Source organism: Edaphocola aurantiacus (assembly GCF_019797745.1).
GTDB lineage: Bacteria > Bacteroidota > Bacteroidia > Chitinophagales > Chitinophagaceae > Edaphocola > Edaphocola aurantiacus.
Map to the genome: position 1 here is coordinate 179,737 of NZ_VOSI01000005.1, position 26,573 is coordinate 206,309.

Sequence of the window (26,573 nt, forward strand, 5' to 3'; positions counted from 1 at the left end):
GAGTTCTAAAGATTTTTTCCCCGGCTTTCCCTTGATTTTTGTACATTTAAGAATTGAATCCGAAACTGCCCGGATGGACTTTCCCAAAGGATGAAAAAGAGACATGAACAGAAGCTGGTATTGGTGAGCATCATTATTTTTATACTGCTCAATGTACCCATCATACTGCTGTTTGATAAAGCGGATAAGGTTATCGGCATCCCCATGATCTATGCATATATTTTCATGGTATGGATAGCTTCTATAGCGATCACTTTTTTTGTTGTTAAAAGATATAATGAATAGCGTCGGATTATTTATATTAGTATTACTGTATCTGGTATTGCTGTTTTTTATAGCCAGTGTAGCAGAGAAAAGCCGGAAGCCATTCTGGGTAAATAATCCGTATATCTACTCCTTGTCCATTGCGGTGTATTGCTCTGCCTGGACCTATTACGGCAGTATAGGTGTTGCCGCCACAAGAGGACTGGAATACCTGACGATCTATATTGGCCCCATCATTATCATACCTGCATGGATATTAATTAATGCCAAGATCATACGCATCTCCAGGGTGAATAAGATCAGTAGTATTGCCGATTTTATCTCTCTGCGCTATGGCAACAGCCGTTCGCTGGGCGCATTGATCACCCTTATTTGTGCTGCTGCAATTGTGCCTTATATCGGCTTGCAGATCAAGGCTATATCAGATACCTTTCACCTGGTTTCGCATACGGCCAACAGTAATAATATATTCACCGATTCGGCTACTTATGTTGTTGCGCTGATCACGGTTTTCTCCTCTTATTACGGTACGAAATATGTCGATGCTTCTGAAAAGAGAGTGGGTGTCATCGCTGCCGTTGCTGCAGAATCTATCTTAAAGCTGATCTTCTTTTTAGTGCTTGGTATTTATGTTACCTATGGTGTCTTCAATGGCTGGGATGACCTGTACGCGCAGGCTTCAACCTTTTCCGACTTTGCCCATAAGAATAGTATAGGCGGCCTTACCGGTGCGCTGAACTGGTGCCTGATGAGTCTTTTGTCCATGTCAGCCATCTTCCTGCTGCCAAGACAGTTTCATACTACTATTGTAGAAAACAGGAGAGAGAAGCACCTGCGTACGGCCTTATGGCTGGTGCCCTTGTACCTGTTGCTGATCAATATTTTTGTCTTCCCTGTTGCCTGGGGTGGCAATATTTTGTTCAAGGGTGCATCGGTCAATGCAGAGATGTATTCCATCCTGATCCCGCAAAAATTCGGACAGCATATCATTACCGTAATCGTGTTCTTAGGCGGACTCAGTGCCAGTGTATCTATGATCATCATCTCCAGCATAGCCCTGTCGATCATGATGTCTAATAACCTGATCATTCCTTACGGGATACTGAACAAGATTAGTGAAAGCAATGTAAAAGATAATACGAAACTGATTGTTACGGTGCGCAAAATCGGCATTGCATTACTGATTGTCTGCGCTTACCTGTTTTATAAATTTTATATCAATGAGAATTCATTGTTCTCCGTAGGACTGATGTCTTTCGTGATTATTGCACAACTGGCACCATCTTTTTTCTCGGCCATCTTCTGGAAGCGTGGTTCCTACTGGGGTGCAGTCAGCGGCCTGGTCGCCGGGGTATTTATGTGTTACAAAATGCTCATTCTACCGGAGATGAGCGGGGCCAGGGTATCGCAATCCTTTTTTACGATCGATTATTTCGATCCTATGACCAATGCATTTTTCTGGAGCCTATTTGTGAATACCGTAATCTTTGCCCTTGTGTCTATATTCGGCAAAGGCAATTATACAGAGCGCAACTATGCCGAAATGTATGTCGATATTGATAAATACCTGAAGTACCAGGACAGTGCATTTGTATGGAAAGGCACTGCTGAAACAGAAGATATACGCCGCATCCTGATCCGCTTCCTGGGCGAGGAGAAGACAAAACAGGCATTACATATTTTTAATCAGAAATATAATATCACTGATGAAGAAGATACCGCAGATGCCCGACTGATCAAGTTTTCGGAGAACCTGCTGGCGGGCCGTATCGGTACCGCATCGGCCAAGATCCTGATCGAGAGTGTGACGAAAGAAGATAAGATCAGCCTGCCGGAAGTGCTGGGTATTCTTGAAGAGTCGAAGCAGAATATATTACTGAACAAGCAGCTGACAGAGCAGTCGCAGAAACTGAAACAGCTATCGGCACAGTTGCAGCATGCCAATGCTTCGCTGCTGGAAAAGGACAAACAGAAAGATGAGTTCCTGGATGCAGTAGCACATGAGCTGCGTACACCGATTACGGCTATACGCGCGGCCGGAGAGCTGTTGCAGGATGATGAAGATATGCCGGAAGGCATACGCAGTCAGTTTCTCTACAACATTATTTCAGAATCGGACCGGCTGAATGAACTGATCAATGATATCCTGTACCTTGATAAACTGGAGCATACCGAACAGGTATTGGAGATCGCGCAGTATAACATCAAGAATACGATCAAGAAAGTTATACAGCCTATAGAACACCTGGTAGAGAAAGAGGAGATAAAGCTGGATGTGCGCCTGAACCTGACCAGGGAGTTCTTTTACTATGATGAAAAACGGATGATCCAGGTGATCAATAATCTGCTGGCAAATGCGATCAAATTCACTAAAGACAAGCATGGTGAAATCTTGTTGAGTGTATGCAACCCGCAGGAAAACCTGGAACTGAAAATATATAATTCGGGGAAACAGATACCGGATGATGAACTGGAAATGATCTTTGAGAAATTTTATCAGTCGCGCAACCAGAACCTTAAGAAGCCATTGGGCAGCGGGCTGGGCCTGTCGATCAGTAAAAAGATCATAGAAGCACACCATGGGTATATTTATGCTAAAAATATACTGGATGGGGTGCAGTTCACTTTATCTGTTCCTCAAAACTACGACAAGTATGAAAAAAATAATTATTGCCGATGACGAACATAAAATACTCATGTCGCTGGAATATTCTTTCCGGAAGAGCGGCTATGAAGTGTTCATTGCACGTGATGGTAGTGAAGTAATGGATTTGCTGAAAACAGAAATACCGGCAGCCATACTGCTCGATATTATGATGCCTAACCTGGACGGCTATGAGACCCTGCAGCAGATCCGTGCAGAAGAGCAGCTGAAAGACTGTAAGATCGTAATTGTAAGTGCCAAGAATAACCCGGCCGATATACAGAAAGCCTATGACCTGGGCGCAGATGCTTATGTGACCAAACCATACTCCATTAAGAAATTATTACAGCAGGTGGATGAACTGATTACCTGAGATAGATGATATAAACTATTAAATGTGAACGTATATGAATGCAGACCAACTATACAGAGACAGCATCGCAGATAAGGAATTGTTCTGGCAGCAACAGGCCGGGCAGCTGGACTGGTATACCTTTCCGGAGATCATATTGGGCAGCGATGAAACGGGCTACCCGCAATGGTTTCCCGATGGAATGCTGAATATGTGTTACCTCGCGGTAGACCGGCATGTAGCAGAGGGTTACGGAGCGCAGGTTGCCGTCATATACGATTCACCGGTTACCGGACAACAACAAAAATATACATATGCCCAGGTGCAGCACGAGGTTGCGAAACTGGCCGGAGGCTTGCGGGGACTGGGTTTGAAGGAGGGCGATACAGCTATTATATACATGCCTATGATACCGCAATCCATGTTTGCCATGCTGGCCTGTGCCCGCATTGGTGTCATTCATTCTGTGGTATTTGGTGGTTTTGCACCGCATGAGCTATCGGTACGCATAGATGATTGTAAGCCTAAAGTAATATTAACGGCCAGTGTAGGTATAGAAGGAAAGAAAACTATTCCGTACATGCCTATGGTTACAGAGGCTATAGCACTATCTGCTCATAAACCGGAACATATTGTTCATGTGGACCGTAAGCTTGCAGATATAAAGCCGGCAAAAGGGGTGATCGATTATGCCGCGCTGGTAGCGGCTTTCGCACCGGTGCCCTGCGTTCCGCTGCCTTCCACACATCCCTTGTATGTATTATATACTTCCGGTACAACAGGTAAGCCTAAAGGTATTATTCGTGACACCGGTGGTTATGCAACAGCATTACAGTTCTCCATGACGCATATCTATGGAGCGCAGCCAGGAGAGGTCTTCTGGGCCGCTTCGGATGTAGGCTGGGTAGTGGGGCATAGCTATATTGTATACGGACCATTGCTCAACCGCAATACCACTGTGGTCTTTGAGGGGAAGCCTATTATGACACCCGATGCTGGAACGTTCTGGCGCATCATCTCTGAACACCAGGTAAAGATCATGTTTACCGCACCCACAGCCATACGGGCGATTAAGAAAGAAGACCCTGAAGGCCTGCTGGTAAAGCAATATAACCTGTCCTGCCTGCGTACCCAATTTCTTGCAGGAGAGCGCTGCGATGTGGCCACTCTGGACTGGTATGAGCAACATGTAGGTGTGCCGGCTATAGATCATTTCTGGCAGACAGAAAGTGGATGGCCGGTTTTAGGCCTGCAACGTGGTGTGGAGCAAGAGCCCATCATCAGGGCCGCTGCAGGTAAGCCTATACCGGGTTACGACATCAGGGTATTTAACGATAATGGCTATGAGCTTGATGCACATCATGAAGGCTACCTGGTCATTAAACTACCATTGCCACCGGGTACCTTAACTGGTTTGTGGAATGATCCTGAACGATTTAAGAGAGGATACCTGGAGCAGTTCCCCGGATATTATTTCTCCGGCGATGGGGTGATCCGTAATGAAGATGGTTATATGTTCATTACGGGCAGGGTGGACGATGTGATTAATGTGGCCGGCCACCGGATGTCTACTGCGGAGATGGAAGAAGTAGTAGCCGGTCAGCCGGAAGTTGCAGAATGTGCAGTAGTAGGTATAGAAGATACTTTAAAAGGACAGGTGCCTATGGCGCTTGTGGTCTTAAAACAAGGCGTAGCTGATCCTGGACAAGTGCCTGCTGCTGTAGTACAATTGGTACGGGAAAAAATAGGTGCCGTGGCCTGTCTTAAAGAAGTGCTGGTCGTACAGCGCCTGCCCAAAACCAGGAGCGGTAAGATCCTGCGTAAACTGATCCGTACTATGATCGACGGAAAGGCATACCAGGTGCCCAGTACCATAGATGATCCTGCAATCATTGAAGAGCTGCAGGAGCAGTTTGCCCTGATCAAAAAGTAAATATTAAAACATTAAAATAAATAAGTAAAGATGAAAAATTATGTAATCGAGAGCTTGCCGGACTATTTCAAACAGTACAAGAAGTCAATCAAGAATCCGAAGAAATTCTGGGATAAGATTGCGGATGAAAACTTTGTCTGGTACCAGCGCTGGGAGAAGGTACTGAAGCATGATATGAGTGAAGCAAAGATAGAATGGTTCCTGAATGCCAAGCTGAATATTACGAAGAACTGCATAGACCGGCACCTGAGCAGTCGCGGTAGTAAACATGCCATCATCTTTGAACCGAATAATCCTGAAGAGGCCACACAATATATCACGTACCAGGACTTGTACGACCGTGTAGGTAAAATGGCTAATGTACTGCGTGCCCAGGGGATAGGCAAAGGCGATCGTGTCTGTATTTACCTGCCTATGATTCCGGAACTGGCAGTGGCTATGCTGGCTTGTGCCCGCATCGGTGCCATACATACCGTGGTGTTTGCAGGTTTCTCTGCATCTGCCGTGGCTGCGCGCATTACCGATTGCGATTGTAAACTGGTCATCACTTCAGATGGCAGTTACCGCGGAGATAAAAAGATAGACTTAAAAGGGATCGTAGATGAGGCATTAAAAACCTGTCCTTCGATAGGTAAAGTGCTGGTGGTAAAACGCACCGGTTCTGCGGTAACGATGCAGGAAGGCCGTGATGAATGGATCGCTCCCTTGCTGGATGCGGCACCGGTAGATAATATACCCGAGATTATGGATTCTGAAGATCCGCTGTTTATCCTGTATACCTCCGGCTCTACCGGTAAGCCTAAGGGTATGATGCACAGCTGTGCGGGTTATATGGTGTATACCGCATATACGTTCAAGAATGTATTTAACTATAAAGAAAATGACATCTACTGGTGTACGGCAGATATCGGCTGGATCACCGGTCACTCCTATATCGTATACGGACCTCTGCTGAATGGAGCCACGACTGTTATCTTTGAAGGGGTACCTTCTTATCCGCAGCCGGACCGCTTCTGGGAGGTGATTGAAAAGCATAAAGTAACACAGTTCTATACTGCACCGACCGCTATCCGCGCCCTGGCTAAGGAAAGCACGGAATGGGTAGAGAAGCATGACCTGTCTTCACTGAAAGTTATCGGATCAGTAGGTGAGCCGATCAATGACGAAGCATGGCACTGGTATAATGATCATGTGGGCAGAAAGACCAGTCCGATTGTAGATACCTGGTGGCAGACCGAAACCGGTGGTATCCTTATTTCTCCTTTACCCTATATTACCCCAACCAAGCCAACCTATGCCACATTGCCGCTGCCTGGTGTGCAACCGGTACTGATGGATGATAAACGTAATGAGATCACGGGTAACCAGGTAACGGGCAATCTTTGTATCCGTTTTCCATGGCCGGGTATAGCCCGTACAATATGGGGCGATCATCAGCGTTATAAAGAAACTTATTTTACAGCCTTTCCGGGCAAATACTTTACCGGTGATGGTGCCTTACGTGATGAGGTAGGGTATTACCGCATTACCGGCAGGGTAGATGATGTGATCATTGTATCGGGTCATAACCTGGGTACGGCACCGATCGAAGACAGCATTAATGAGCATCCGGCAGTAGCAGAAAGCGCTATTGTAGGCTATCCGCACGATATTAAAGGTAATGCACTGTATGGCTTTGTGATCCTGAAAGAAAGTGGTGAGGGACGCGATCGCGATAACCTCCGCAAAGAGATCAACCAGCTGATTTCAGAACAGATAGGGCCTATAGCTAAACTGGATAAAATACAGTTTGTATCCGGTCTGCCTAAGACCCGTTCCGGTAAGATCATGCGTCGTATCCTGCGCAAAATTGCCGAAGGTGATTTCAGTAATTTCGGAGATATCTCTACCTTACTGAACCCTGAAATAGTGGAGGAGATTAAGAATGAGAAGCTGTAATCAGTTGAGAGTCTCTGCTTTCAGGAGCCGACGGTTTCTTGCCCTGAGGTTCTCGAAGGGTAATGATTAATTGAGGATCAGCCAAAGTCAGAGCAATAAAATACAAAAGAGCGGAACCTCAGGTTCCGCTCTTTTGTATGTATCAGTGTTCCTTTTTTCGGTAACATAAATTAGCTGTCCGCCTTTTTTCATTGCTTTTAAAAACAACAGCTTTGTGTAAATGACCTTTACGGGTGATGCCCAGTTTTTTGGGAATACTAGAAGGTTCCTTTACTGATACGGAATCTTTACCCTTGCTGTCAAAATAAGTAAATGTTTTATGATACAGTAAAATGCTGTCACCTGCTACTGACCAGGTGCCTTTCCAGCAACCATTGCAAAAGGTGGAACGAAAAGTGGAATCCGTATTTAAATATAATTTCTCCGTTATAAGTGCTCTATTATACTCAATATACTTATATTGATAAGCATCATACGCACCCGCAAGTTTACTTTTGCTGAATGACTGACAACTACATAAACATAATAGCATAAACAAAGCGATAGAATATCTCATAATTAGTTGTTTTTAATGTAACTCTTTACATCAATTGCGGATAATTAATAAAATCGTAAGGTTGGTCAAATAATGTCACATTCAATAATGCTCCTTCTTCAGTTATACAATTCTGGCATGTATCATTTACTTTCTTGAAGGGAAATAAATCTCCTTTTTCGTGGTTACATGAATAATGAACAACAATGAAGACAAGGTAATACGCCAGCAAAAAACTTAGGAGTTATTAGTGTTTTAAAATAGCTTTTCATTGTGTTTAAATTTTAGTTAGGCAACAATAATAGCTTACCTGCCCAATAAAAAAGAATATTTGATTGCTCGATGCATATGCAATTAATTAATATAAAATTATCTAATTACTGTTGCAACAGTAATTATTGTTAATAAAGACATATTCTGTAATTGGTTCGCGTATGCTAGTTTAAAGGTGATGATTGTATATTGGGTTAAGGGTGGGAAAGCGGTTCTGGATGGTAATTACTTGTTGCAGCTGATATATAGCAATGCTTATGTCTGCTTATGTTATATAGCTATTGAATTATTATGATATATAACAATTGTATAATTATAATTTAATATTATTTTAAAATAATTTATATAAAACCTTTGATTCATCATTTCGGCTGATTATATTTAGGAAACAAAAATCCAAAAAATAAATATGAAAAAAACAATTTTTACACTGCTGTGCAGCTTTACCGGATTAACGATGGTACAGGCACAAACACCAGAAATGAAATCACGCTCTTTAGTATGCAAGTTTACCGAAACCTGGTGCGGACCCTGCGGGGGCTGGGGCTGGAATCTGGCCAACCAGGTCATTGCAGACATCGGTGATAAAGGATATTATGTTGGCGTTATGGGGAGTAGTACACCCTCCTCTATGAATGCGAACTGTTACGGCCCATTTGAGTCCAATTTTCCTGTAGGGGGTTATCCGACCTTTATCGTAAATGATGAAGATGGAGGAAGCTACCTGAGCGAGGTGAGTGGTGCCTATAACACTTTTGCAGCGACAACACCTGTTGCCAGCCCTGCGGCATACTTTACTATTAGTGGCACAACCATTAACGTTACTTCTAAAACGAAATTCTGGACTGGAACTTCCGGCGAATATTATGTTTCTGCACTGGTAGTAGAAAATAAGGTGCTGGCTGCACAGAATGGCCAGTCCGGTACTCCGGAGCATCACTACCTGTTAAGAGGTAGTATGATGGCCAATAAATCGCCATGGGGCATGTTGCTGTATAATGGGGCAATCGCTGCCAATACTGAATACAGCCAGGATTTCTCTATGACTATGGGTGCAGGCTGGAATGCAGATAATATTTCTGTATTAGTAGCCATCTATAAAAAGGATGGGACAAAGTATAGATTTGTAAATGTAATACAGGCTACGAATAATACTACGGGCCTTCGTGACAATGAGCAACTGGCCGCAGCATCGGTTTATCCTAACCCTGCAACTGCTGAAGCAACATTGTCCCTCTCTCTGAAAAATGCACGCAAAGTTGCGGTAACCGTGACGGACCTGAGTGGCCGGGTAGTATATCAGCAATCGGAGCAGGCATTGGCAGCAGGCACGACTAATATTAAAATACCGGTACAGCAATTTGCTGCGGGTTGTTATAATATCAGCGTTAAAGGCGAAGGCGTTTATACAAATGAAGCCCTGGTTGTCAGCAAATAATCTGATTCCTCAATATTTCAATACATAAAAATAGCCGGTGCACAGCACCGGCTATTTTTATGTATTGATCTGTGCAGCAGCGCTGCGTTTCCATTTCAGGTAACCGTCAATGGCGAGTATGGTGAAGATAAGATATTGCAAGGCCGTTAGCCCCAGTGATTTATAGATCATCATGGGTATACAGATCGCATCACCGATGATCCAGAACAACCAGTTTTCAACCTTCTGCCGGGCCATAAACCACATGCCCACCAGAAAGATGGAAGTAGTGATGATGTCCAGGTAATTAGCCCAGTCCAGGTGGTTCCAGTTCAGGTCTTTTACCTGCAGGTTGCTATCATTAAGCAATGGTTTGTAGTAATAGATAATGCTTACCCCTATAATACTGAGGAGGAACAGAAGGCCGCCCCAGGCCCAGTCTTTTTTAGTGGCTTTGGTCACCCGCACATGCACGGCATCTACCTTAATCCGGTACCAGGCGATCCAGCCGTAAATGCTCATTACAGTATAGTAAAAATTAATGAGCGTATCTCCGATCAGCCCGGCCTTAAACAGGATGTATACATATAATACAGTGCTGATAATGCCGGTAGGATATACCCATATGTGTTTTCGTATCGAAAGCAAAACACTCCATACACCGAATATTACAGCGACAGACTCCAGTATGATAAACTGTGTGCTATACTCTTTGTAAGGGGCTATTAAGTACTGTATGAGGTCCATAAAGGGTACAAATGTAGCACATCTGTATCAATTACAGGTTTGTCTGCAGTCCATATTGTACAAGGTCCCTGTACTATTATAAATCATAAAAAATGCCTGCTTGTAGTTTAAGCTGTTGCTGGTAGTTGGGGAAAGGTTGGCCATAAGAGAAGTCCCCGATATTATTCATGCCTTGTGCAAAGTATATTTCAGTGTTGAGGTGCAGCTTACTGCTGAGCTGTAAGCTTACTCCGGTTCCCGCTGCGATAGATATTTCCATTCGGTTGTAAGGATTGGTCTTGCGGACCCATTGTTCTCCATAAGCATCCATGCTGTTATACGTTACCCTGGCTCCTTTTTTATCGGTGTGGTAACCTGGTATGATGGCCATGTAGGCATAGGGCCTTAATTTTTGTGATACTTTACCCCAATTATGCCGTATTTGTACCGGTACCCGCAGAAAATGAGGTTTGACTGTAAAGTGATAATAAAACGGAGCATCGCGATTGTCCCGGAAATCAACAAGACCGCTATGAGGGTCGAAGGAATATTGTATGGCTGCACCCCATTGCCAATGCTGATTGATTGAACATAGTGCCTGTACGCCAAGTCCATAGGCCAGGAAATGATCGTTCTTGGTATAAAAGTTGTTTACTGTAGTAAAACCGGTCTGGGCCTGCAGGCCTACTGTCCATTGGTGCTTCTGCGCAGAACTGATAAAAGGAGAGCCAAGCAGCAGGAAGGGTATGAGTTTTTTCATGGAATCTTATTTTAATGAAAGACCGTGATGTTACTATAACAACGTCACCCGTAAGTGAAATATTATAAATTACCCTGCCTGTTGTCCTTCGCGCTATATCGGGATGAAACTCAAAAGGCTAGAGTGGCCCTCCCGGACACTCTAGCCTTTTGAAAATATATTAACTGACTATCCGCATACAGTAAACTATTTTATTCGTCCTTTTGTCCGGCAACAAAAGGACCAAAAATGCCTTTGTTTTCATCAAGGCGATTGCGGGGCACCGCCATTTTGTACCGTTGTGTGCATTGATCGTCTGAGCGTAGCGTTCTGGTTTGCGACCGACCGACACATTGATTTTTAGCCAGGGATTTATACAGCCTTGATTTTTTGGCGCTACCTTTTGCATCAAGGCAAAAGGTAGCAATAGATATATAGGCTACTTAAATTATAACGCTAAACTTTGTTTCCTTTAAGCGGAGACTCAGTATATATTATTTGCAATAAAGTTACAGACCGAACTGTAATCCTACCTGTCCTCTAAGGTGCTGATGATATGATTTTTGGGGATTGTTGTATTCCTGATCATATTGTACTGCATCAATCAGGCCGTGGTAAAATCCTGCTTCAGCGGTAAGGGATAAGCGGTTGCCCAGGCGGACTTTTGCACCCGCACCACCATATACACCGAAGTCAAACTTCCGGCTAACGGTCATGACCATATCCACCTTGGCTAAAAAGTCACGACTGTAATCATTGTAGGCGAAATATCTGCTATCGTTGGCTCCGCTACAGCGAAAACCCGCAGATACTCCGGTAACCACATATGGACGTACTCTTTGCTGTTCTGGCATAAAAGTATACCTGAACTGAACAGGGATACGTATAAATCTTGATCGTTCAGTAATGGAGAAATATAGCCTTTCCGGGGTCTGGCCATTATCATATACCGAACGAAATCCTTCAGCAGAGTATTGCACACCGGTACTCAACTCTACATGCTGATTTATGCGGTAAAAGATTTGTCCGGCAATAGCCATAGAAGACAGGTCCATTTTGGCCTGGGGCTGATTAGTCACAGTGCTTACACCCTGACTGTAATTCAGACCCAGAGACCATTTGCTGTTTTGTGCAAAGCCGGCAGCAGGTATAGCCAGCATCAGGAAGAATAAAGATTTTTTCATTGTATAATATGGGGATTAAATATAAGTATATAAAGATAGATTTTATTCTTATTTTTTACAATGTTGAGATATAATTATTCAATATATAGAGTATACCAATCTGTAGCTTAAGCTGCTGCTCCTGTATGGGAGCAGGCACAATAGGGTTGTGTAGCGAAGCTTATTCATAATAGTCTGGGTAAGGTGAAAAAAGAGAAAGCATCCTTTTACTTAACGTCACCTTTTGGGGAAATATTATTCACGCTCCCGGCGAGTATTATGGTTGCTTCCTTACTTTAAAATACCCGCTGCGAATTTCTGTTGAAGGATCAACGGAGTAAAAGGCCACATCTCCGGAAAAGTAGGCTTCCAGTTCTGTTGCTGTATTTTTAATAATATGAATGTTTCCCGCGCGGGTATTGTAGCGGCTCAGTAAGTTACCTTCCATTACTTCATAGTCCAGACGGAAAAAATACTCCATTGTATATTTCGTATCATCTGTTACATTGTCCTGGACCTGGATAATTAGCTTAGAGCTGTTCTTTGTTTTGATATCTTTCTGCTCTGCAAATATGTAGTAGGTACTGCCAATATAGTCTACCGTTATTTTGTCCGGGAGGAATACCGTTTTATTGACCTGCGCTATAAATACATTTTCAGATGAACCAGGCTGTCCTGTATTGTCTTTAGGTTTATTGCAGGAGTAAAGGCTGCCCAGCAGCAGCAAGCCACTGAGGATAAGTGTATTGAAGGAAAGGGTAAAATATTTATTCATCATTAGCAAGTATATAAAAAAGGTGCGGCATATTTTCATAACGCCGCACCTTTAAGCAATATTGTATTTACGGATTACCAGGTCATATTCGGGTAAGCACGCTGTACATACTGTAATTCGGTAAGAATGAATCCCATATGTTCAGTGTGGGTACCGGTTTTACCACCGGAATGCATCCATGCATTAGCATCGGGCATAGCCAGTGTTGCTTCACTTAAGATCGCATAAACGTTAGTAAACCAGTCTGTTTTGATTTTATCCAATGCAGTTGCAACGCCCTCTGCGAGCATGGCAGTATCTGCCTCAGAAGCCATAAACAGTTCGCCGCTATAGGCCCACAGTTCATTGATCGCTTCCTGCATACGTGCATGGCTTTCTTCAGTGCCATCGCCCAGGCGTATTACCCATTCGCTGCTCCACTTCAGGTGGTACTTAGCCTCTTTCAGTGATTTTTCTGCGATTGCCGCAACGCTAGCATCAGTACTGCTTCTTAAAGCAGTGTAGTGCAATACGGTAAACTGATCGTAGAAGAATGAACGGGCTACAGTGTAGGCCCAGTCTTTATTATCCTGCTCCAGCAACTGTACGTTTCTGAAATCCCAGGCATCTCTGTGGTAAGGGAATGTATCTTCATCTGCGATTTGATCCGCAGCAATATTCAGGTTAGGTGCAATGGCAGCACGCTCTTCTGCAGGCAATTCATTATACAGGCTGGCTGCATACTGAAACAGGCTGCGTGCCTGACCCAGGTGATCCAGTGCCGTATTGGTAATGGCAATGTCCTGCTCCAGGATAGGGCCGTGGCCACACCATTCACTGATGCGATGTCCGATAATCAAAGCGTTATCGGCCAGTTGCAAAATATAGTTTAGTTTATTAACGGACATAATTAGATTTTCCTTTAAACAAAGGCATTAAAGATTACATGTACTCAACCTCTTTCGGCAGTACATAAAAAGTAGGGTGACGGTATACTTTATCATTAGCCGGATCATACATAGAATCCGCTTCGTCCGGGTTAGAGGCATGAATATGTTTGCTCTCTACTACCCAGATACTTACTCCTTCCATTCTTCTGGTATATACGTCTCTGGCATTTTCCATAGCCATAGCTGCATCAGCTGCATGCAGGCTACCTACATGTTTATGATCCAAACCGGTTTTGCTACGGATAAATACTTCCCATAAAGGCCATTCCTGACTCATAATGTTTTAAATTTTAGAGCGTAAAATTACGCATTTTGTGACAATTTTTTTACTTTTTTCTTTGGGCAGCTTGCTGATTATCAGATGCCGGATCTGAAGAGATCCGTTTTGGTTTCTGAATGTTTGCTTTTGAATCCTTTCAGGCTTAAGTCTTCCGGTGCTTCTTTTTAGCAGCAGGGAATAGGACATTATTCAAGATAAGTCTATAGCCCGGCGATTTAGGATGCAGGGACAGGTCTGTCGGCGGGTCGCCAATAGCATGCTGATAATCTTCCGGATCGTGGCCCCCGTAAAAAGTAAAGGTGCCTTTGCCATACTCGCCGTGTATGTAACGGGCTTCGTTTTCGGCTTTGGTCTCACCCATGATTACGATATTGCTTTTAATATTATCCTTACGGAACGAGGTGGTCTGTCCCATAAACCCTTTAATGGTAGTGGTATGATTCTGTGTCAGCATACTGGGTACAGGATCAAACTTTGCCGAAAAGGTAAAGAGGGTAAAGTAGTCATTGTCCGGTGTTGATCTGCGGGTGGTCGTATTATCTATACTGGAGTATTCATACTCATATGGATTGCGCACCAGGACAAAATCTTTAAAGGCAAAACAGTTATCAAACTGTAATTTGCTCTGTGCATTAGGGTCCATACCGTCGCCATCAAAGGGCACTTCACATATATCTGTACCATCTGCAGCAAGTGCAATATCATAACTGTCCGTAGCAGAACACATGGCGAATAGGTAACCGCCACCGGCTACAAAATCACGGATCTTCTGTGCCACCGCCAGTTTTAACTGCGATACCTTTTTGAAACCATGTTTATGTGCAGATGCTTCTTGCGTTTTTACATCCTCAATATACCAGTTGGCCATACGATAAGCACCCCAGAACTTCCCGAATTGTCCGGTAAAGTCTTCATGGTGCAGATGCAGCCAGTCATACTCGGCCAGCTTGCCGCTCAGCAACTCATCGTCATACACTTTATCGTAGGGTATTTCTGCATAGGTAAGGGCCATGGTTACCGCATCATCCCAGGGTAGTTTAGACGGTGGGGTATATACCGCAATACGCGGAGGCTTCTCCAGTTTAATGATGTCGCCATTGTAATTCGGGTCTGCAATTTTGCTCACTACACCGGAGTACTGCGCATCAGACATAATATTATAATCGACCCCGCGCAGGCGGCAGAGCCGCTCTACTTCTGCATTCTGCTGCATAGCAAATGCTCCGCCATCATAATTGATCAGCCAGTCTACCGTCATTCCGCTCTTCAGCGCTATAAAAGCAATGCCGTATGCCTTCAGGTGGTTATTCTGATCATCGGCATTCATGGGTATATATAAAGTTGCAGCCCGGCTGCCGGTGGTCAGGCAGAGTATCCAGAGTAGCAGGTAACAGGTCTTTTTCATTTGCTGCAAATTAAGAAAATTATTGCACTATTGTAAGTGCTCAATTCAGTGAAACACCTATATTTGCTCAAATTAATCCATTATATTTACCTCCGATGAACATCATTATACCTATGGCTGGTATGGGCAAAAGAATGCGCCCCCATACACTGACTACTGCCAAACCATTATTACCTGTAGCCGGCAAACCTGTTGTACAGAGATTAGTGGAAGATATTGTTAGTACTGCTAATACAAAAGTTGAACATATTGCATTTATTATAGGCCCTTCATTTGGTAAAACCACAGAAGCTATGTTGTTGAAAGTGGCTGCAGATCTGGGGGCTCAGGGACATATCTGTTACCAGGAAGAAGCATTGGGTACTGCTCATGCGATCCTGTGTGCCAAAGAATTCCTGCAAGGTAATGTATTTATCGCCTTTGCGGATACACTGTTTAAAGCAACCTTCACCATCGATACTAATAAAGATGCTATTATCTGGACACAAAGAGTGGCAGATCCTTCTGCATTCGGTGTTGTGAAACTGGATGAGGATGGCCGTATCCTGGAATTTGTAGAAAAACCAGAAATATTTGTATCTGATCTGGCTATTATCGGCGTTTACTATTTCAAAGATGGTGAAAACCTGAAGAGTGAGCTGCAATACCTGCTGGATAATAATATTGCTACCAAAGGAGAATACCAGCTGACTGATGCGATGGAGCATATGAAGCAAAAGAATGTGAAGTTCTATTGTGATGAAGTAGAAGAGTGGCTGGACTGCGGTAATAAAAATGCTACAGTATATACCAATCAGCGTATACTGGAGATCAAAAAAGAAAAAGAACACCTGATCTCTGAAACAGCAACTATTGAAAATACAGTGATTATTGCTCCATGCTTTATTGGCGAGGGTGTAGTCCTGAAAGATTCTGTTATCGGACCGCATGTATCGGTTGAGCGGAATACCACGATCGAGCAATCGGTTGTAAGCAACAGCATAATCCAGGAAGGAACTTACCTGCATCAGGTAAATCTGACCAACTCTATGCTGGGTAAGCATATTCAATATAAAGAATCTCCGAAGGAATTGAGCCTGGGAGATTATTCTGTCTTACTATGATAAAAAACAACTCCCCCTTGTGGGGTATAACGACTATCATCGGATGTGTGCTGATACTGTCTTCCTGTAAAACAGTGAAGCAGACATCCACTGTTGCTGCCAGACGCTCCGGGGCCAGTTCCCTGGAGAGCGTAGCTACTGCCCTGAATCAACCGGAGACCAAAGGAAAGGTCATCGAAGGTTATACATTGCAGAACAATGATAGGGTGTATTTTAATGCCATTCGTAACTATGTACAGGGCAAATTTGACACGGCCTTCGTAACACTGAATTATTATAATAAGCTGGACAGTACGAATGCAGCTGCATATTATTACCTGGCCAGCCTGAAGGGCAGAGCCAATTTTCTGAAACCAACACTGACCGATGCCGGAAAGGCCGCAAGCCTGGCACCGGACAATAAATGGATACAGGCTTTCTACGCCAATATCCTGGCTTTTGATGAGTCTTATGATAAATCTGCACAGATATTCAGCGATCTCGCCGCCAAAAATCCTGTTGACCGTGCGCAGTATTATATCGCTGCCGCTAAAATGTACAGCCGCAGCAAGAACTATGCCGCAGCACTGAAAGTCCTGGATACGCTACAGCTGACCAGGCCGCCGGATGATGAAGATATTCTGATGGAAAAGCAGAATATCTATATGACAAGCAAGGACTTGCCTAATGCAATTAAAGTGACACAGCAATTGGCAGATGCTTATCCTTTAAGCCCGGAATACCTGATTCAACTGAATGAAATTTATGAAATCCAGGGCAATACAGAGCAGTCACTGGCTACGATAAAACTGTTGCAGGATCGTTTTCCCTATAATGATGATATCACCTCCTACACGTTTGGGTATTACCTGAAAAAGCGTAATATGGAAATGGTGACTGAATCGCTGAATGAATATATCGATGCAGCAGAGAAGAACCAGGAAAAAGACTTGTCTATTCTTTCCCAGATCGGCTCCTATATCAGCAATAATCCTAAAGATACTGCCGTACTGACCTTTATGGCAGAGCTTACCGAGAAGATTACGGTACAGAAGCCCAACAGCTTTACCGCTAAACGCTTACTGGCTTCTCTGAACCTCTTCAGCCGCAAAGGAGCCTTGGGCTTACAGCAGTCCGAAGCATTGATCAAGGATCGTCCGCATAATTATGCTTTATGGACCCCAGTCTTGAGTTATTACCTGTATTATACTAATGATCAGGATGCTACATTAAAATTTCTGGATAGGATGGAAGTTGGTTTCCCGGATTCTATAGACATACCAATGAATAAAATGTTCATCTACCGTGGAAAGGATAAAATCGACACGGCGCTGAAATATGCCTTTAAAGGACTGGATCTGTCACAAAAACAAAAGGCTACAGAAAGAGAGATTATATTTTACAACAGCATTGCAGAGTATTATAATGAGCTGAAACAGTATCTGAAATCAGACTCTGTATTTGAAGATTTGTTAAAAAAGGCTCCTGATAATATTATGGCATTAAACAATTATGCATATTATCTGTCAGAAAGAGGGGAGCGGCTTGAGTATGCGCTGAATTTATCCAAAAAAACACTGGAGCAGCAATATGATGAGCCCAATTACCTGGATACCTATGGCTGGATTTTGTACAAAATGAAACGCTATGAGGAGGCAAAGGTTTATATTGAAAAAGCCATAACCAACGCCGGTAATGATGTTACAGCTGTAGTGCTGGAGCATTATGCAGATATAGAATTCCAGCTGGGACATGTAGATAATGCCCTCAAGATCTGGAAAGCTATTGATGAGGCAGGGCAGGGATCGGCTTTGTTGAAGAAGAAAATAAAAGATAAAAAATTGTATGAGTAGACACCTGTTAAAATATGCGACACTTACTGGTATACTGATCTCCTCAATGGTATGGAACAGCTCCTGTAAGACCACTAAGAAAGTGCCCAAGAATGATGAGCCGGTTGTGGTTGTGCCTGAAGTGAAAAAAGAGGATCTGGGTAAATTATATGAGCATGGCTTTGTATACAATACCTTTTCCGGTAAGGCACAGATGCATTATGTAGGCAACGACAAGGATCAGAACTTTGCGGCTAATATCAAAATGGAGAAGGGCAAGAAAGTATGGCTTTCGGTAATTGCACTGGGTATCCAGGAGATTGCCCGTGCACAGATCACTCCGGACAGAATGCAGGCCATTGAGCGCCTGGGCCGTAGTGCATATGACATGTCTTTCGAAGAAGGGCTTAAAAAACTGAATGCACCGATCGAGTTTCCGATGCTGGAGAACCTGCTGATTGGCAATCCGGTAATGCAGGATCTGAAGATCAAGGAGATTAAGCAAAACGGCAGCGAGGTAAAGATCATCACGGAAAAAGATGGTTTTGTACAAACGCTTACTTACGATAAGAACACACAAACACTTACAGAGCAATTAATTGCATCGGAAAAGAAACAATTCAGGTGTACGGTTAAGTACAGTGATTATGTAGCGGTAAACGGACAGGCATTTGCCAAAAGCCGTGTCATCAACATTGAAGACCTGGCTAAGAACAAAACAACTTTGCTGGAAATGGATTTCAGTAAATATGACCTGGACGGAGCACTTGATATTCAATTCTCTATCCCTTCTAATTATAAAATGAAGGATTTATAGTACTATACTGAAGATAATTATCTGACGATATAAAAGGTGAGCGATTTCGCTCACCTTTTGCTTTTAAGCGGTTCGTTGACATTTTTTTAGCTTTATATTTAGTATTTTTGAAGATTATCATTTATTGTAAAATTTTATCTCTGTAACATTCGTTATAGCAGTATATATATAAACGCGAGATCATGAAAATACCTCAACTTTTGGTTGCCGTATCCCTGATTTGTTCAAGCGCTGCAATGGCCGGAGTAAAGCGTACGATTCCGGTACAACAGTTCAAATCTTACGAGATTAACGATCAGGGGATATACGTTAACCGTTTTCCCTTAAATAATGCGTATGACACCCCGGTTATTGAAATAAAGAATATCCAGGCAGTTGCACTGCAGATGGAAGTACCTTCTGGCATAGAGATTGCCAATGGCAAGCCGGCTCCGCGTATCTTTTTTGGTAAAGAGCGCAAACAGGCCATTGCCACCATCAATATGCCCATGTTTTACCGGGAAAATCAGGTGATTTATAAAATCACAGGTTTTGATGTGGTAATAGACGAAGAGACCGCTCCGCAGGTACTGGGAAGAACCTATGCCGGACATTCGGTACTGGCTAGTGGTAACTGGTATAAAATTGCGGCGGGTCAAAGAGGGGTGTTTAAGATAGATTATGCTTTCCTGCAAAGCCTGGGTATCAATCCGGCTACAGTTAATCCCAATAATATCCGCTTGTATGGTAATGGCGGTACCGTTATACCGGAAGCCGTAACAGACGGTGCTCCGGACGATCTGGTTGAAAATGCAATTGAAGTACACAGCAGTGGCAGCACCTTTGGCCCGAACGATTATGTATTGTTCTATGCCAATGGACCGCAGTCATGGCAATTCAGTGTAGCCGATCAGCAATTTGTACATACACAGAACTATTATGAAAATAAGAGCTACTATTTCCTGAATGTAGACCTGGGACCGGGCAAACGCATTCAGGCACTGGGTGCACCAGGCGCACCGGTAGCGGAGACTTTCAACACTTTTAATGATTACCGTGTTTATGAAAAAGACTCTGTAAACATTGGCCAGATGGGTAAAGAATGGTACAGCAACATGATGAACAGTAATAATTCATCCAGTCTGAACCAGTATGTATCTATAAACCTGGGTTCTGTATCCGATACGGTACGCTATACTTTCCGCGCTGCGGGCAAGGTCGATGTGGGTTCAGGAACAGTATCCCTGTTCAACGGCAGTACTGCGCTGACCTCTATTAATTTTCTGTCTTCAGGCTCTGCCAGCGTGGCATTCGCTGCAGATAGCCGTAGTGGTATATTCACAACCAATCAGTCCGGCCTTAATTTCAGGGTTAATTTCTCCTCCTCTCAGTCTAACCGGGCATACCTGGATTATATCCGGCTGAATTATAAAAGACCTTTGTCGCTGCAGAACGGGCAGATGAATTTCCGCGCTATAGCACAACGCTATATCAGTGATGCTGTTGCCTATAACCTGGGTAATATGAACAGTGCATCAAGGGTATGGGATGTGAGTGATATGCTGGCCCCTAAAACAGTGAGTGGTAACCTTTCCGGCAGTACCTTCTCCTTTTCGGATAATGGCGGTGCACTGAAAGAGTATATTGCTTTTGATGGCAGCACTTACCTCGCTCCGGAGAAAATAGGCACGGTAGAAAACCAGGATCTGCATGCAATGGCACAGGTCGACTACCTGATTATTACCAATAATACACTGAAGCCTGCGGCAGATGAACTGGCACAAATGCACCGCACCAAGTACAATACAAGGGTTGAAGTCGTTACGATTGATAAAATATACAATGAATTCTCTTCGGGCGGACAGGATATCGCGGGTTTACGCAACTTTATCCGCATGTTCTACGACAGAGGTACAGGTTCAGACCTGATCAAAAATGTACTGTTATTCGGTATGGCCTCTTTTGATTATAAAGACCGGATCAGTAACAATACCAATCTGGTGCCAACCTACCAGACCCTGAACAGCCAGAACAAAACCCTTGCCTTTGCAACAGACGAGTATTATACTTTACTGGATGATGGTGAAGATGTAAACAGCAATGGCAACCAGGGCGATTATATTGACATAGGGCTGGGCCGTATTCCGGCAGCTACTCTGGCAGAAGCACAGGCTGTGGTGCAAAAGATCAAAAGATATACCAGCTCACAGGCTTTTGGTGAGTGGAAAAATAACCTCACCCTGGTGACCGACGATTATGAGCCGGGCTTCTATTTCCTGACCAGCTCGGAATCGATCAGCGATGCTATTGCGGGGGCTGATTATGGCATGAACCAGAGCAAACTGTATACAGATGCTGCTCCGCGTATAGCCACACCAAGCGGTACCAAATTTCCGACCGTTACCAGAGATATTAATAATCAGATCATTAACGGTACATTCCTCATGAACTATATCGGCCATGGCAGCCCGCAACGCTGGGCCCTGGAAGAGATCCTGTACAAAGGAGATATAGAGCAGTGGAATAATGATTCAAAGTTGCCTATCATGGTGACAGGTACCTGCGACTATGGCCGCTTCGATAATCCCGAAGAGCCGTCTTCCGGTGCTTACCTGATTACGAAAAGCAATGGCGGAGCTATTGCTGCTATTACCACCACGCAAGAAGTATATGAGGGTCAGAATAATCGTATGAATATCGGTTACCTGTCCGCTCAGTTCGAGAAAGATGCCAATGGCCGTTACCTGACCTTCGGAGAGGCATTCCGTGAGGGTAAAAACCGTGCAGGCGCTTCTGTGCAGGACAACTCCCGTAAATTCGCTTTACTGGGCGATCCGGCGATCAAACCGGCCCTTCCGGAAAATGTGGTACAGACAGACAGTATACTGGTCAAAACCAATACAGGTGCTTTTGTGCCTGCCGATAGCTTAAATGCATTGGGTAAATATAAAATCTATGGCAATATCGCAGATGCAAACGGAAATGTAAGAACCGGCTTCAGCGGCCAGGTTTTTGTTACGGTTTTTGATAAAATGAAAATCGTAACCGCCACCAATCCTGCATTACTGGCTTCTCCTCAGCAGAAAACATACAAGTCGCAGAACAATATCCTGTTTAAAGGAAGTGCACAGGTGGTGAATGGCGTATTCACAATCGATGCGATCATCCCGAAAGATATCAACTACGATTTCGGTAAGTGTAAGATCAGTTACTATGCTTATAGTACGGACGAAGATGCTGCCGGAACAGATACCAGTTTTGTGCTGGGAGGCTTCAGCGCTTTTGCTGATGCTGATAATCAGGGACCAGTAGTAAGACCCTATATCGATAATAATAAATTCAGAGACGGAGATATCGTGAGTGCCAATCCGCTGCTGTACGTTGAGCTGGAAGATGATAACGGGATCAATGTATCCGGTTCTTCTGTAGGTCATGATCTTATTGCAGTACTGGATGGCGATTATGAATCACCGTTTATCCTGAATGCCTTATACACACCAGAATTAAATGATTATACCCGTGGTAAAGTGTATTTCCAGCTGAATAAAATACCGGTAGGAAAACACACCATTACGGTTAGGGCATGGGATGTATATAACAATTCTGGAGAGGGTACGGTTAATTTCGAAGTCAGAGGTTCAGATACAGTAGCATTTGACGTGTACAATTATCCTAATCCGTTCAGTGATCAGACCAATATAGTGATCCAGCATAACCAGCCTAATACAGATATGGAGCTGAGTCTGCGCATTTTCAACAGTGCCGGCATGGAAATTTATACCAAAACACAGCAGATACGTCCTACGGGAAGCTTTACTACCTGGCAATGGGATGGCAGTACTTCTGCAGGCAGTAAACTGGCCAATGGAATCTATTTCTACCAGGTGAATATGAAGACAGCCAAAGGTGCTGAATCGGCCCATCAGAAGCTGATCCTGACCAGGCAATAAATATTGTGAGAAATAATTGAAAGATTCGCTGCTTAATAATACTTTAAGCAGCGAATTCTGCGTTTAAGGGTATATACAGATTGAGAAAATAAACGCAAATGTTCTATATTTGCGCGGATACTTAAAAATAAAAAGATAAATAAATGACAAAAAAGCTGATTCTTTCAGGCGTTGCACTATTAAGTGCAGCTTGTATCAACAATGCGCAGGCACAGCAATATAGTGAAGTAGGTCCTATTTCCTATGCTGTACCTTTCCTGACCATCGCTCCTGATGCTCGTTCAGGCGCTATGGGTGATGTAGGTGTAGCGCTGTCTCCGGATGCCAACTCTCAACATTATAATGTTAGTAAAATCGCTATGAGCGAAGATAATGGCGGTATTGGCCTTACTTACTCTCCGTGGCTGAAAGATATCGTTCCTGATGTAGCCCTCATTTATGCTTCCGGTTTTTATAAATTCGGGGAGAAAAAAGACCAGGCTATTAGCGGATCTTTACGTTATTTCAACCTGGGTGAGATCAACTACAGAGACCCTAACAATGTCGATATGGGTATTGGTAAACCATACGAGCTGGCCTTTGATTTAGGTTATTCCAGAAAACTGTCTGATAACCTGTCTGTTGGTGCAAGTCTGCGCTATATCAATTCCAATATTGCACCGGGTAGCAATGCCAATGGTGGCGGTTATGCTCCTGCAAGCACTTTTGCGGCTGATTTAGGGGTATTCTATACCAAAACCACAATGATCACCGAAGAGACCGGCGGAACGTTCAACTTCGGTGCCGTACTGCGCAATGTGGGTGGTCGTGTAACCTATACACAGGCGGTAAGAGACTATCTGCCGGCACAACTGGCAATAGGTGCTGCTTATACCTACAAAATCGATAAATACAACAAGATCACTGCTTCTGTAGACCTGACTAAATTACTGGTTCCGGCTGCAAAAAGAGTAATCGACAATAACGGTGATACCTCTTATGTAGCTCCGAGAGATGAATACAGTGTAGTTTCCGGTATCCTGAACTCTTTCCAGAGAGCTCCGGGTATGTATGGTACAACTGTAGGTATCGGTGGTGAATACTGGTATCAGGATCAGTTCGCTTTAAGGGCTGGTTACTTCTACGAAGCACCTAAGCTGGGTAACAGACAATTCTTTGCACTGGGTCTGGGCGTTCGTTACAGCATGTTCGGTATCGATGTATCATACCTGGTTCCATCAGGAAGCGGTATTGCACGTAACCCGTTAAGCAATACATTAAGATTTACTTTGTTGTTCAATTTCAACGACAAGTTCATGAAAGATAAAGAAAGTTCAGAATCTTAATTGATCTGAATGATCCTGAAAGCCGGCGCAATTTGCGCCGGCTTTCTCTATTGTATTAGATTATGTTCGCCAAAAGGCTTAAGTTTGCGGCAATGTAAACGGTCCCTGATCGGGCACCCGGAAACGGATCATATACCTCAAAATACCAGATTATTTTATGAAATTCAGAATTGGAAACGGAGTGGATTTTCACAGATTAGAGGATGGCTTACCTTTTACCCTTGGTGGCATTCAGATCGAGCATACCAAAGGTCCTGTAGGGCATTCCGATGCCGATGTACTGTTGCATGCCATCTGTGATGCGATGCTGGGCGCCCTCAACCTGGGCGATATCGGCAAGCATTTTCCGGATACAGATATGTCGTATAAAGGTATAGACAGCAAGATATTATTACAACGCAGCCATGATCTGATCAAGGAGAAAGGCTATAGCGTAGTGAACATTGATGCTACTGTATGCCTGGAAAAACCGAAGATTGCACCACATCTGGATAAGATGAAAGCTGCCATTTCAGGTGCTACCGGTATTGATGTGGCTGATATTTCCATTAAAGCAACTACCACGGAGCAACTGGGCTTTGTAGGCCGTGAAGAAGGTGTGGTAGCCTATGCAAACATTTTATTATCAAGTAATTAAAGAAAAGAGTAGGGATATGAACGAAGAGCGTACCGAAATAGGATCCTTGGGCGAATTTGGCCTCATTGAGCACCTGACCCGTAATAACGAAACCCGTCAGGCCAGTACTATACTGAGTGTGGGTGATGATGCTGCGGTAATAGATCAGTTTGGTAAACAAACCCTGATTTCTACCGAACTGCTGGTAGAAGGTGTACACTTTGACTTGATGTACACACCATTAAAACACCTGGGCTACAAATCTGTAGTAGCGGCCATTTCCGATATCTGCGGAATGAATGCTACACCTACACATATAACCGTAAGCATTGCTATATCCAACCGTTTTTCTATAGAGGCATTGGATGACTTATATAACGGCATTTATGCCGCTTGTGAGGTGTATAATATAGACCTGATCGGTGGCGATACGACCAGCGCAGGCAAAGGACTGATTATCAGTGTAACGGCGGTGGGCGAAGTAACACCGGACAAGTTTATTACCCGCTCGGGCGCACAGAAGGGTGATCTTATCTGTGTTACCGGTGATCTGGGTGCCGCTTACCTGGGACTGCAACTGCTGGAGCGCGAAAAGAAAATATTCCTGGAGCACCCTGGAGTGCAACCTGATCTGGATAATCGTAAGTATGTAATCGGCAGAACGCTGAGACCAGAGGCAAGGGTAGATATTGTAGAGTGGCTGGCCACACAGGAGATTACCCCAACCGCAATGATGGATATTACAGACGGACTCAGCTCTGAACTGTTCCACATCTGTAAACAAAGCAATGTTGGTTGTGTGATATATGAAGACAAAATCCCGTTTCATGATGAAATGAGAGAAGTAGCTTATAAGTTTGAAATAGATCCTACAGCCTGTGCATTGAGTGGTGGCGACGATTATGAATTACTCTTTACGGTAAACCAGGAGGAGTATGATAAAATCCGCTTTACAGAAAAGATCAGTGTAGTGGGCTATATCACCGAAGCAGGTGAAGGGAAGAAAATGATTACCCGTAAAGGAAATACCCATGACCTGGTAGCGCAGGGCTGGCAGCAGGATAAATAATTCTGCGGCGGCATTAAACCTTGGCGGCAAATGAGCATCTATGTATTATAAAACGCAAGAAAGATGAAAAAAATCCTCATACTGACCGGAATAGTTTGTACCCTGATCACTGGCACCCTGATTGCACAGAATACGCAGCAAAAGCAACGTACTACAAGGGCACAGGCACAGCAGAACAGCGCTGCCCGTGCACAACAAATGACAGATCGCATGTCCAGTGAGCTGCAGTTGAGCGCCGATCAGAAACAAAAGGTATACCAGATCATGCTGGAAAGCCAGAAACAACAGATCCGTACCAAAGAGCAGACTGCAAAGTTTAATACACAGCTGGATGCGGTACTGACATCAGAGCAAAAGGCTACTATGCAAAGATTAAAAGAGCAGAAAGTACAGCCGGACCGTATGTCACAACTGAGACAAGGCAACCTGCAGGCCGCTCCGCCACTGCGTGCTGAGAAGGCTGGAATAGCTAAATAAGAGCTTGATATATTAATAAATTGTAAAAAGGCGTAAATCTACAGGGTTTACGC

Annotated in this window: 22 protein-coding genes; 14 read left to right on the plus strand and 8 right to left on the minus strand. The window is 43.8% G+C overall.

Annotated elements, in window-relative coordinates; translation table 11 throughout:
• Positions 1-90 precede the first annotated feature (90 nt).
• Genes FTD44_RS15535 through acs form a run of 5 tightly spaced genes read left to right on the plus strand, consistent with a single transcriptional unit; the run spans position 91 to position 7,131 of the window.
• On the plus strand, positions 91-285 hold the full coding sequence (locus FTD44_RS15535) for a hypothetical protein (protein WP_129021976.1): 195 nt from the start codon (positions 91-93) through the stop codon (positions 283-285).
• A complete protein-coding gene (locus FTD44_RS15540) occupies positions 278-2,944 on the plus strand; it encodes an ATP-binding protein (protein ID WP_222167293.1) in 2,667 nt (888 codons plus the stop codon). The genes FTD44_RS15535 and FTD44_RS15540 overlap by 8 nt, the downstream gene beginning before the upstream one ends.
• Positions 2,919-3,281: a response regulator transcription factor gene (locus FTD44_RS15545; protein ID WP_222167294.1), complete on the plus strand. Its 363-nt coding sequence runs from the start codon at positions 2,919-2,921 to the stop codon at positions 3,279-3,281. Before FTD44_RS15540 ends, FTD44_RS15545 begins: the two co-directional genes overlap by 26 nt.
• A gap of 34 nt (positions 3,282-3,315) precedes the next feature.
• Positions 3,316-5,193 carry an AMP-binding protein gene (locus tag FTD44_RS15550; protein ID WP_222167295.1) on the plus strand — a complete coding sequence of 626 codons (1,878 nt, stop codon included), beginning with the start codon at positions 3,316-3,318 and terminating at the stop codon, positions 5,191-5,193.
• 30 nt (positions 5,194-5,223) lie between these two features.
• Positions 5,224-7,131, plus strand: a complete 1,908-nt coding sequence (gene acs / locus FTD44_RS15555; RefSeq protein WP_222167296.1) for an acetate--CoA ligase — start codon at positions 5,224-5,226, stop codon at positions 7,129-7,131.
• 142 nt (positions 7,132-7,273) lie between these two features.
• Here the strand turns inward: acs and FTD44_RS15560 are convergent, their stop codons facing one another.
• Positions 7,274-7,687 (minus strand): hypothetical protein, encoded by a 414-nt coding sequence (locus tag FTD44_RS15560; RefSeq protein WP_222167297.1) that lies wholly within the window; start codon positions 7,685-7,687, stop codon positions 7,274-7,276.
• Between the two features lie 661 nt (positions 7,688-8,348).
• Here FTD44_RS15560 and FTD44_RS15565 point away from each other — a divergent pair.
• Complete coding sequence (locus FTD44_RS15565) at positions 8,349-9,377, plus strand: T9SS type A sorting domain-containing protein (protein WP_222167298.1); 1,029 nt, start codon at positions 8,349-8,351, stop codon at positions 9,375-9,377.
• Between the two features lie 57 nt (positions 9,378-9,434).
• Here FTD44_RS15565 and pnuC read toward each other — a convergent pair whose 3' ends face one another.
• The 7 genes from pnuC to FTD44_RS15600 form a co-directional block, all read right to left on the minus strand.
• The gene (gene pnuC, locus FTD44_RS15570; protein WP_222167299.1) at positions 9,435-10,103 is read right to left on the minus strand and encodes a nicotinamide riboside transporter PnuC; all 669 of its coding nucleotides are present in this window, start codon (positions 10,101-10,103) and stop codon (positions 9,435-9,437) included.
• A 76-nt stretch (positions 10,104-10,179) separates the two neighbouring features.
• Positions 10,180-10,842, minus strand: coding sequence for an outer membrane beta-barrel protein (locus FTD44_RS15575; RefSeq protein WP_222167300.1), 663 nt, complete (start codon positions 10,840-10,842; stop codon positions 10,180-10,182).
• A gap of 488 nt (positions 10,843-11,330) precedes the next feature.
• Positions 11,331-12,005: a porin family protein gene (locus FTD44_RS15580; protein WP_222167301.1), complete on the minus strand. Its 675-nt coding sequence runs from the start codon at positions 12,003-12,005 to the stop codon at positions 11,331-11,333.
• A gap of 256 nt (positions 12,006-12,261) precedes the next feature.
• Complete coding sequence (locus FTD44_RS15585; protein WP_222167302.1) at positions 12,262-12,762, minus strand: hypothetical protein; 501 nt, start codon at positions 12,760-12,762, stop codon at positions 12,262-12,264.
• Between the two features lie 71 nt (positions 12,763-12,833).
• Positions 12,834-13,646: a 1,2-phenylacetyl-CoA epoxidase subunit PaaC gene (gene paaC / locus FTD44_RS15590; RefSeq protein ID WP_222167303.1), complete on the minus strand. Its 813-nt coding sequence runs from the start codon at positions 13,644-13,646 to the stop codon at positions 12,834-12,836.
• 34 nt (positions 13,647-13,680) lie between these two features.
• Positions 13,681-13,965, minus strand: a complete 285-nt coding sequence (gene paaB / locus FTD44_RS15595; RefSeq protein WP_129021987.1) for a 1,2-phenylacetyl-CoA epoxidase subunit PaaB — start codon at positions 13,963-13,965, stop codon at positions 13,681-13,683.
• A gap of 145 nt (positions 13,966-14,110) precedes the next feature.
• On the minus strand, positions 14,111-15,373 hold the full coding sequence (locus FTD44_RS15600) for a hypothetical protein (RefSeq protein ID WP_222167304.1): 1,263 nt from the start codon (positions 15,371-15,373) through the stop codon (positions 14,111-14,113).
• Between the two features lie 95 nt (positions 15,374-15,468).
• On the opposite strand from FTD44_RS15600, the gene FTD44_RS15605 reads away from it, so the two are divergent.
• The 8 genes from FTD44_RS15605 (at position 15,469) to FTD44_RS15640 (ending at position 26,520) form a co-directional block, all read left to right on the plus strand.
• Complete coding sequence (locus FTD44_RS15605; RefSeq protein WP_222167305.1) at positions 15,469-16,476, plus strand: sugar phosphate nucleotidyltransferase; 1,008 nt, start codon at positions 15,469-15,471, stop codon at positions 16,474-16,476.
• Positions 16,473-18,308, plus strand: coding sequence for a tetratricopeptide repeat protein (locus FTD44_RS15610; RefSeq protein WP_222167306.1), 1,836 nt, complete (start codon positions 16,473-16,475; stop codon positions 18,306-18,308). Before FTD44_RS15605 ends, FTD44_RS15610 begins: the two co-directional genes overlap by 4 nt.
• Positions 18,301-19,104 carry a DUF4292 domain-containing protein gene (locus FTD44_RS15615; RefSeq protein ID WP_222167307.1) on the plus strand — a complete coding sequence of 268 codons (804 nt, stop codon included), beginning with the start codon at positions 18,301-18,303 and terminating at the stop codon, positions 19,102-19,104. The genes FTD44_RS15610 and FTD44_RS15615 overlap by 8 nt, the downstream gene beginning before the upstream one ends.
• A 182-nt stretch (positions 19,105-19,286) precedes the next feature.
• Positions 19,287-23,033, plus strand: coding sequence for a type IX secretion system sortase PorU (porU, locus tag FTD44_RS15620; protein ID WP_222167308.1), 3,747 nt, complete (start codon positions 19,287-19,289; stop codon positions 23,031-23,033).
• 143 nt (positions 23,034-23,176) lie between these two features.
• A complete protein-coding gene (gene porV / locus FTD44_RS15625) occupies positions 23,177-24,358 on the plus strand; it encodes a type IX secretion system outer membrane channel protein PorV (protein ID WP_222167309.1) in 1,182 nt (393 codons plus the stop codon).
• Positions 24,359-24,515: 157 nt separating this feature from the next.
• Positions 24,516-24,995 (plus strand): 2-C-methyl-D-erythritol 2,4-cyclodiphosphate synthase, encoded by a 480-nt coding sequence (ispF, locus tag FTD44_RS15630; protein WP_222167310.1) that lies wholly within the window; start codon positions 24,516-24,518, stop codon positions 24,993-24,995.
• A gap of 16 nt (positions 24,996-25,011) precedes the next feature.
• A complete protein-coding gene (thiL, locus tag FTD44_RS15635) occupies positions 25,012-26,043 on the plus strand; it encodes a thiamine-phosphate kinase (RefSeq protein ID WP_222167311.1) in 1,032 nt (343 codons plus the stop codon).
• A gap of 63 nt (positions 26,044-26,106) precedes the next feature.
• Positions 26,107-26,520 carry a hypothetical protein gene (locus FTD44_RS15640; RefSeq protein WP_222167312.1) on the plus strand — a complete coding sequence of 138 codons (414 nt, stop codon included), beginning with the start codon at positions 26,107-26,109 and terminating at the stop codon, positions 26,518-26,520.
• Positions 26,521-26,573 lie beyond the last annotated feature (53 nt).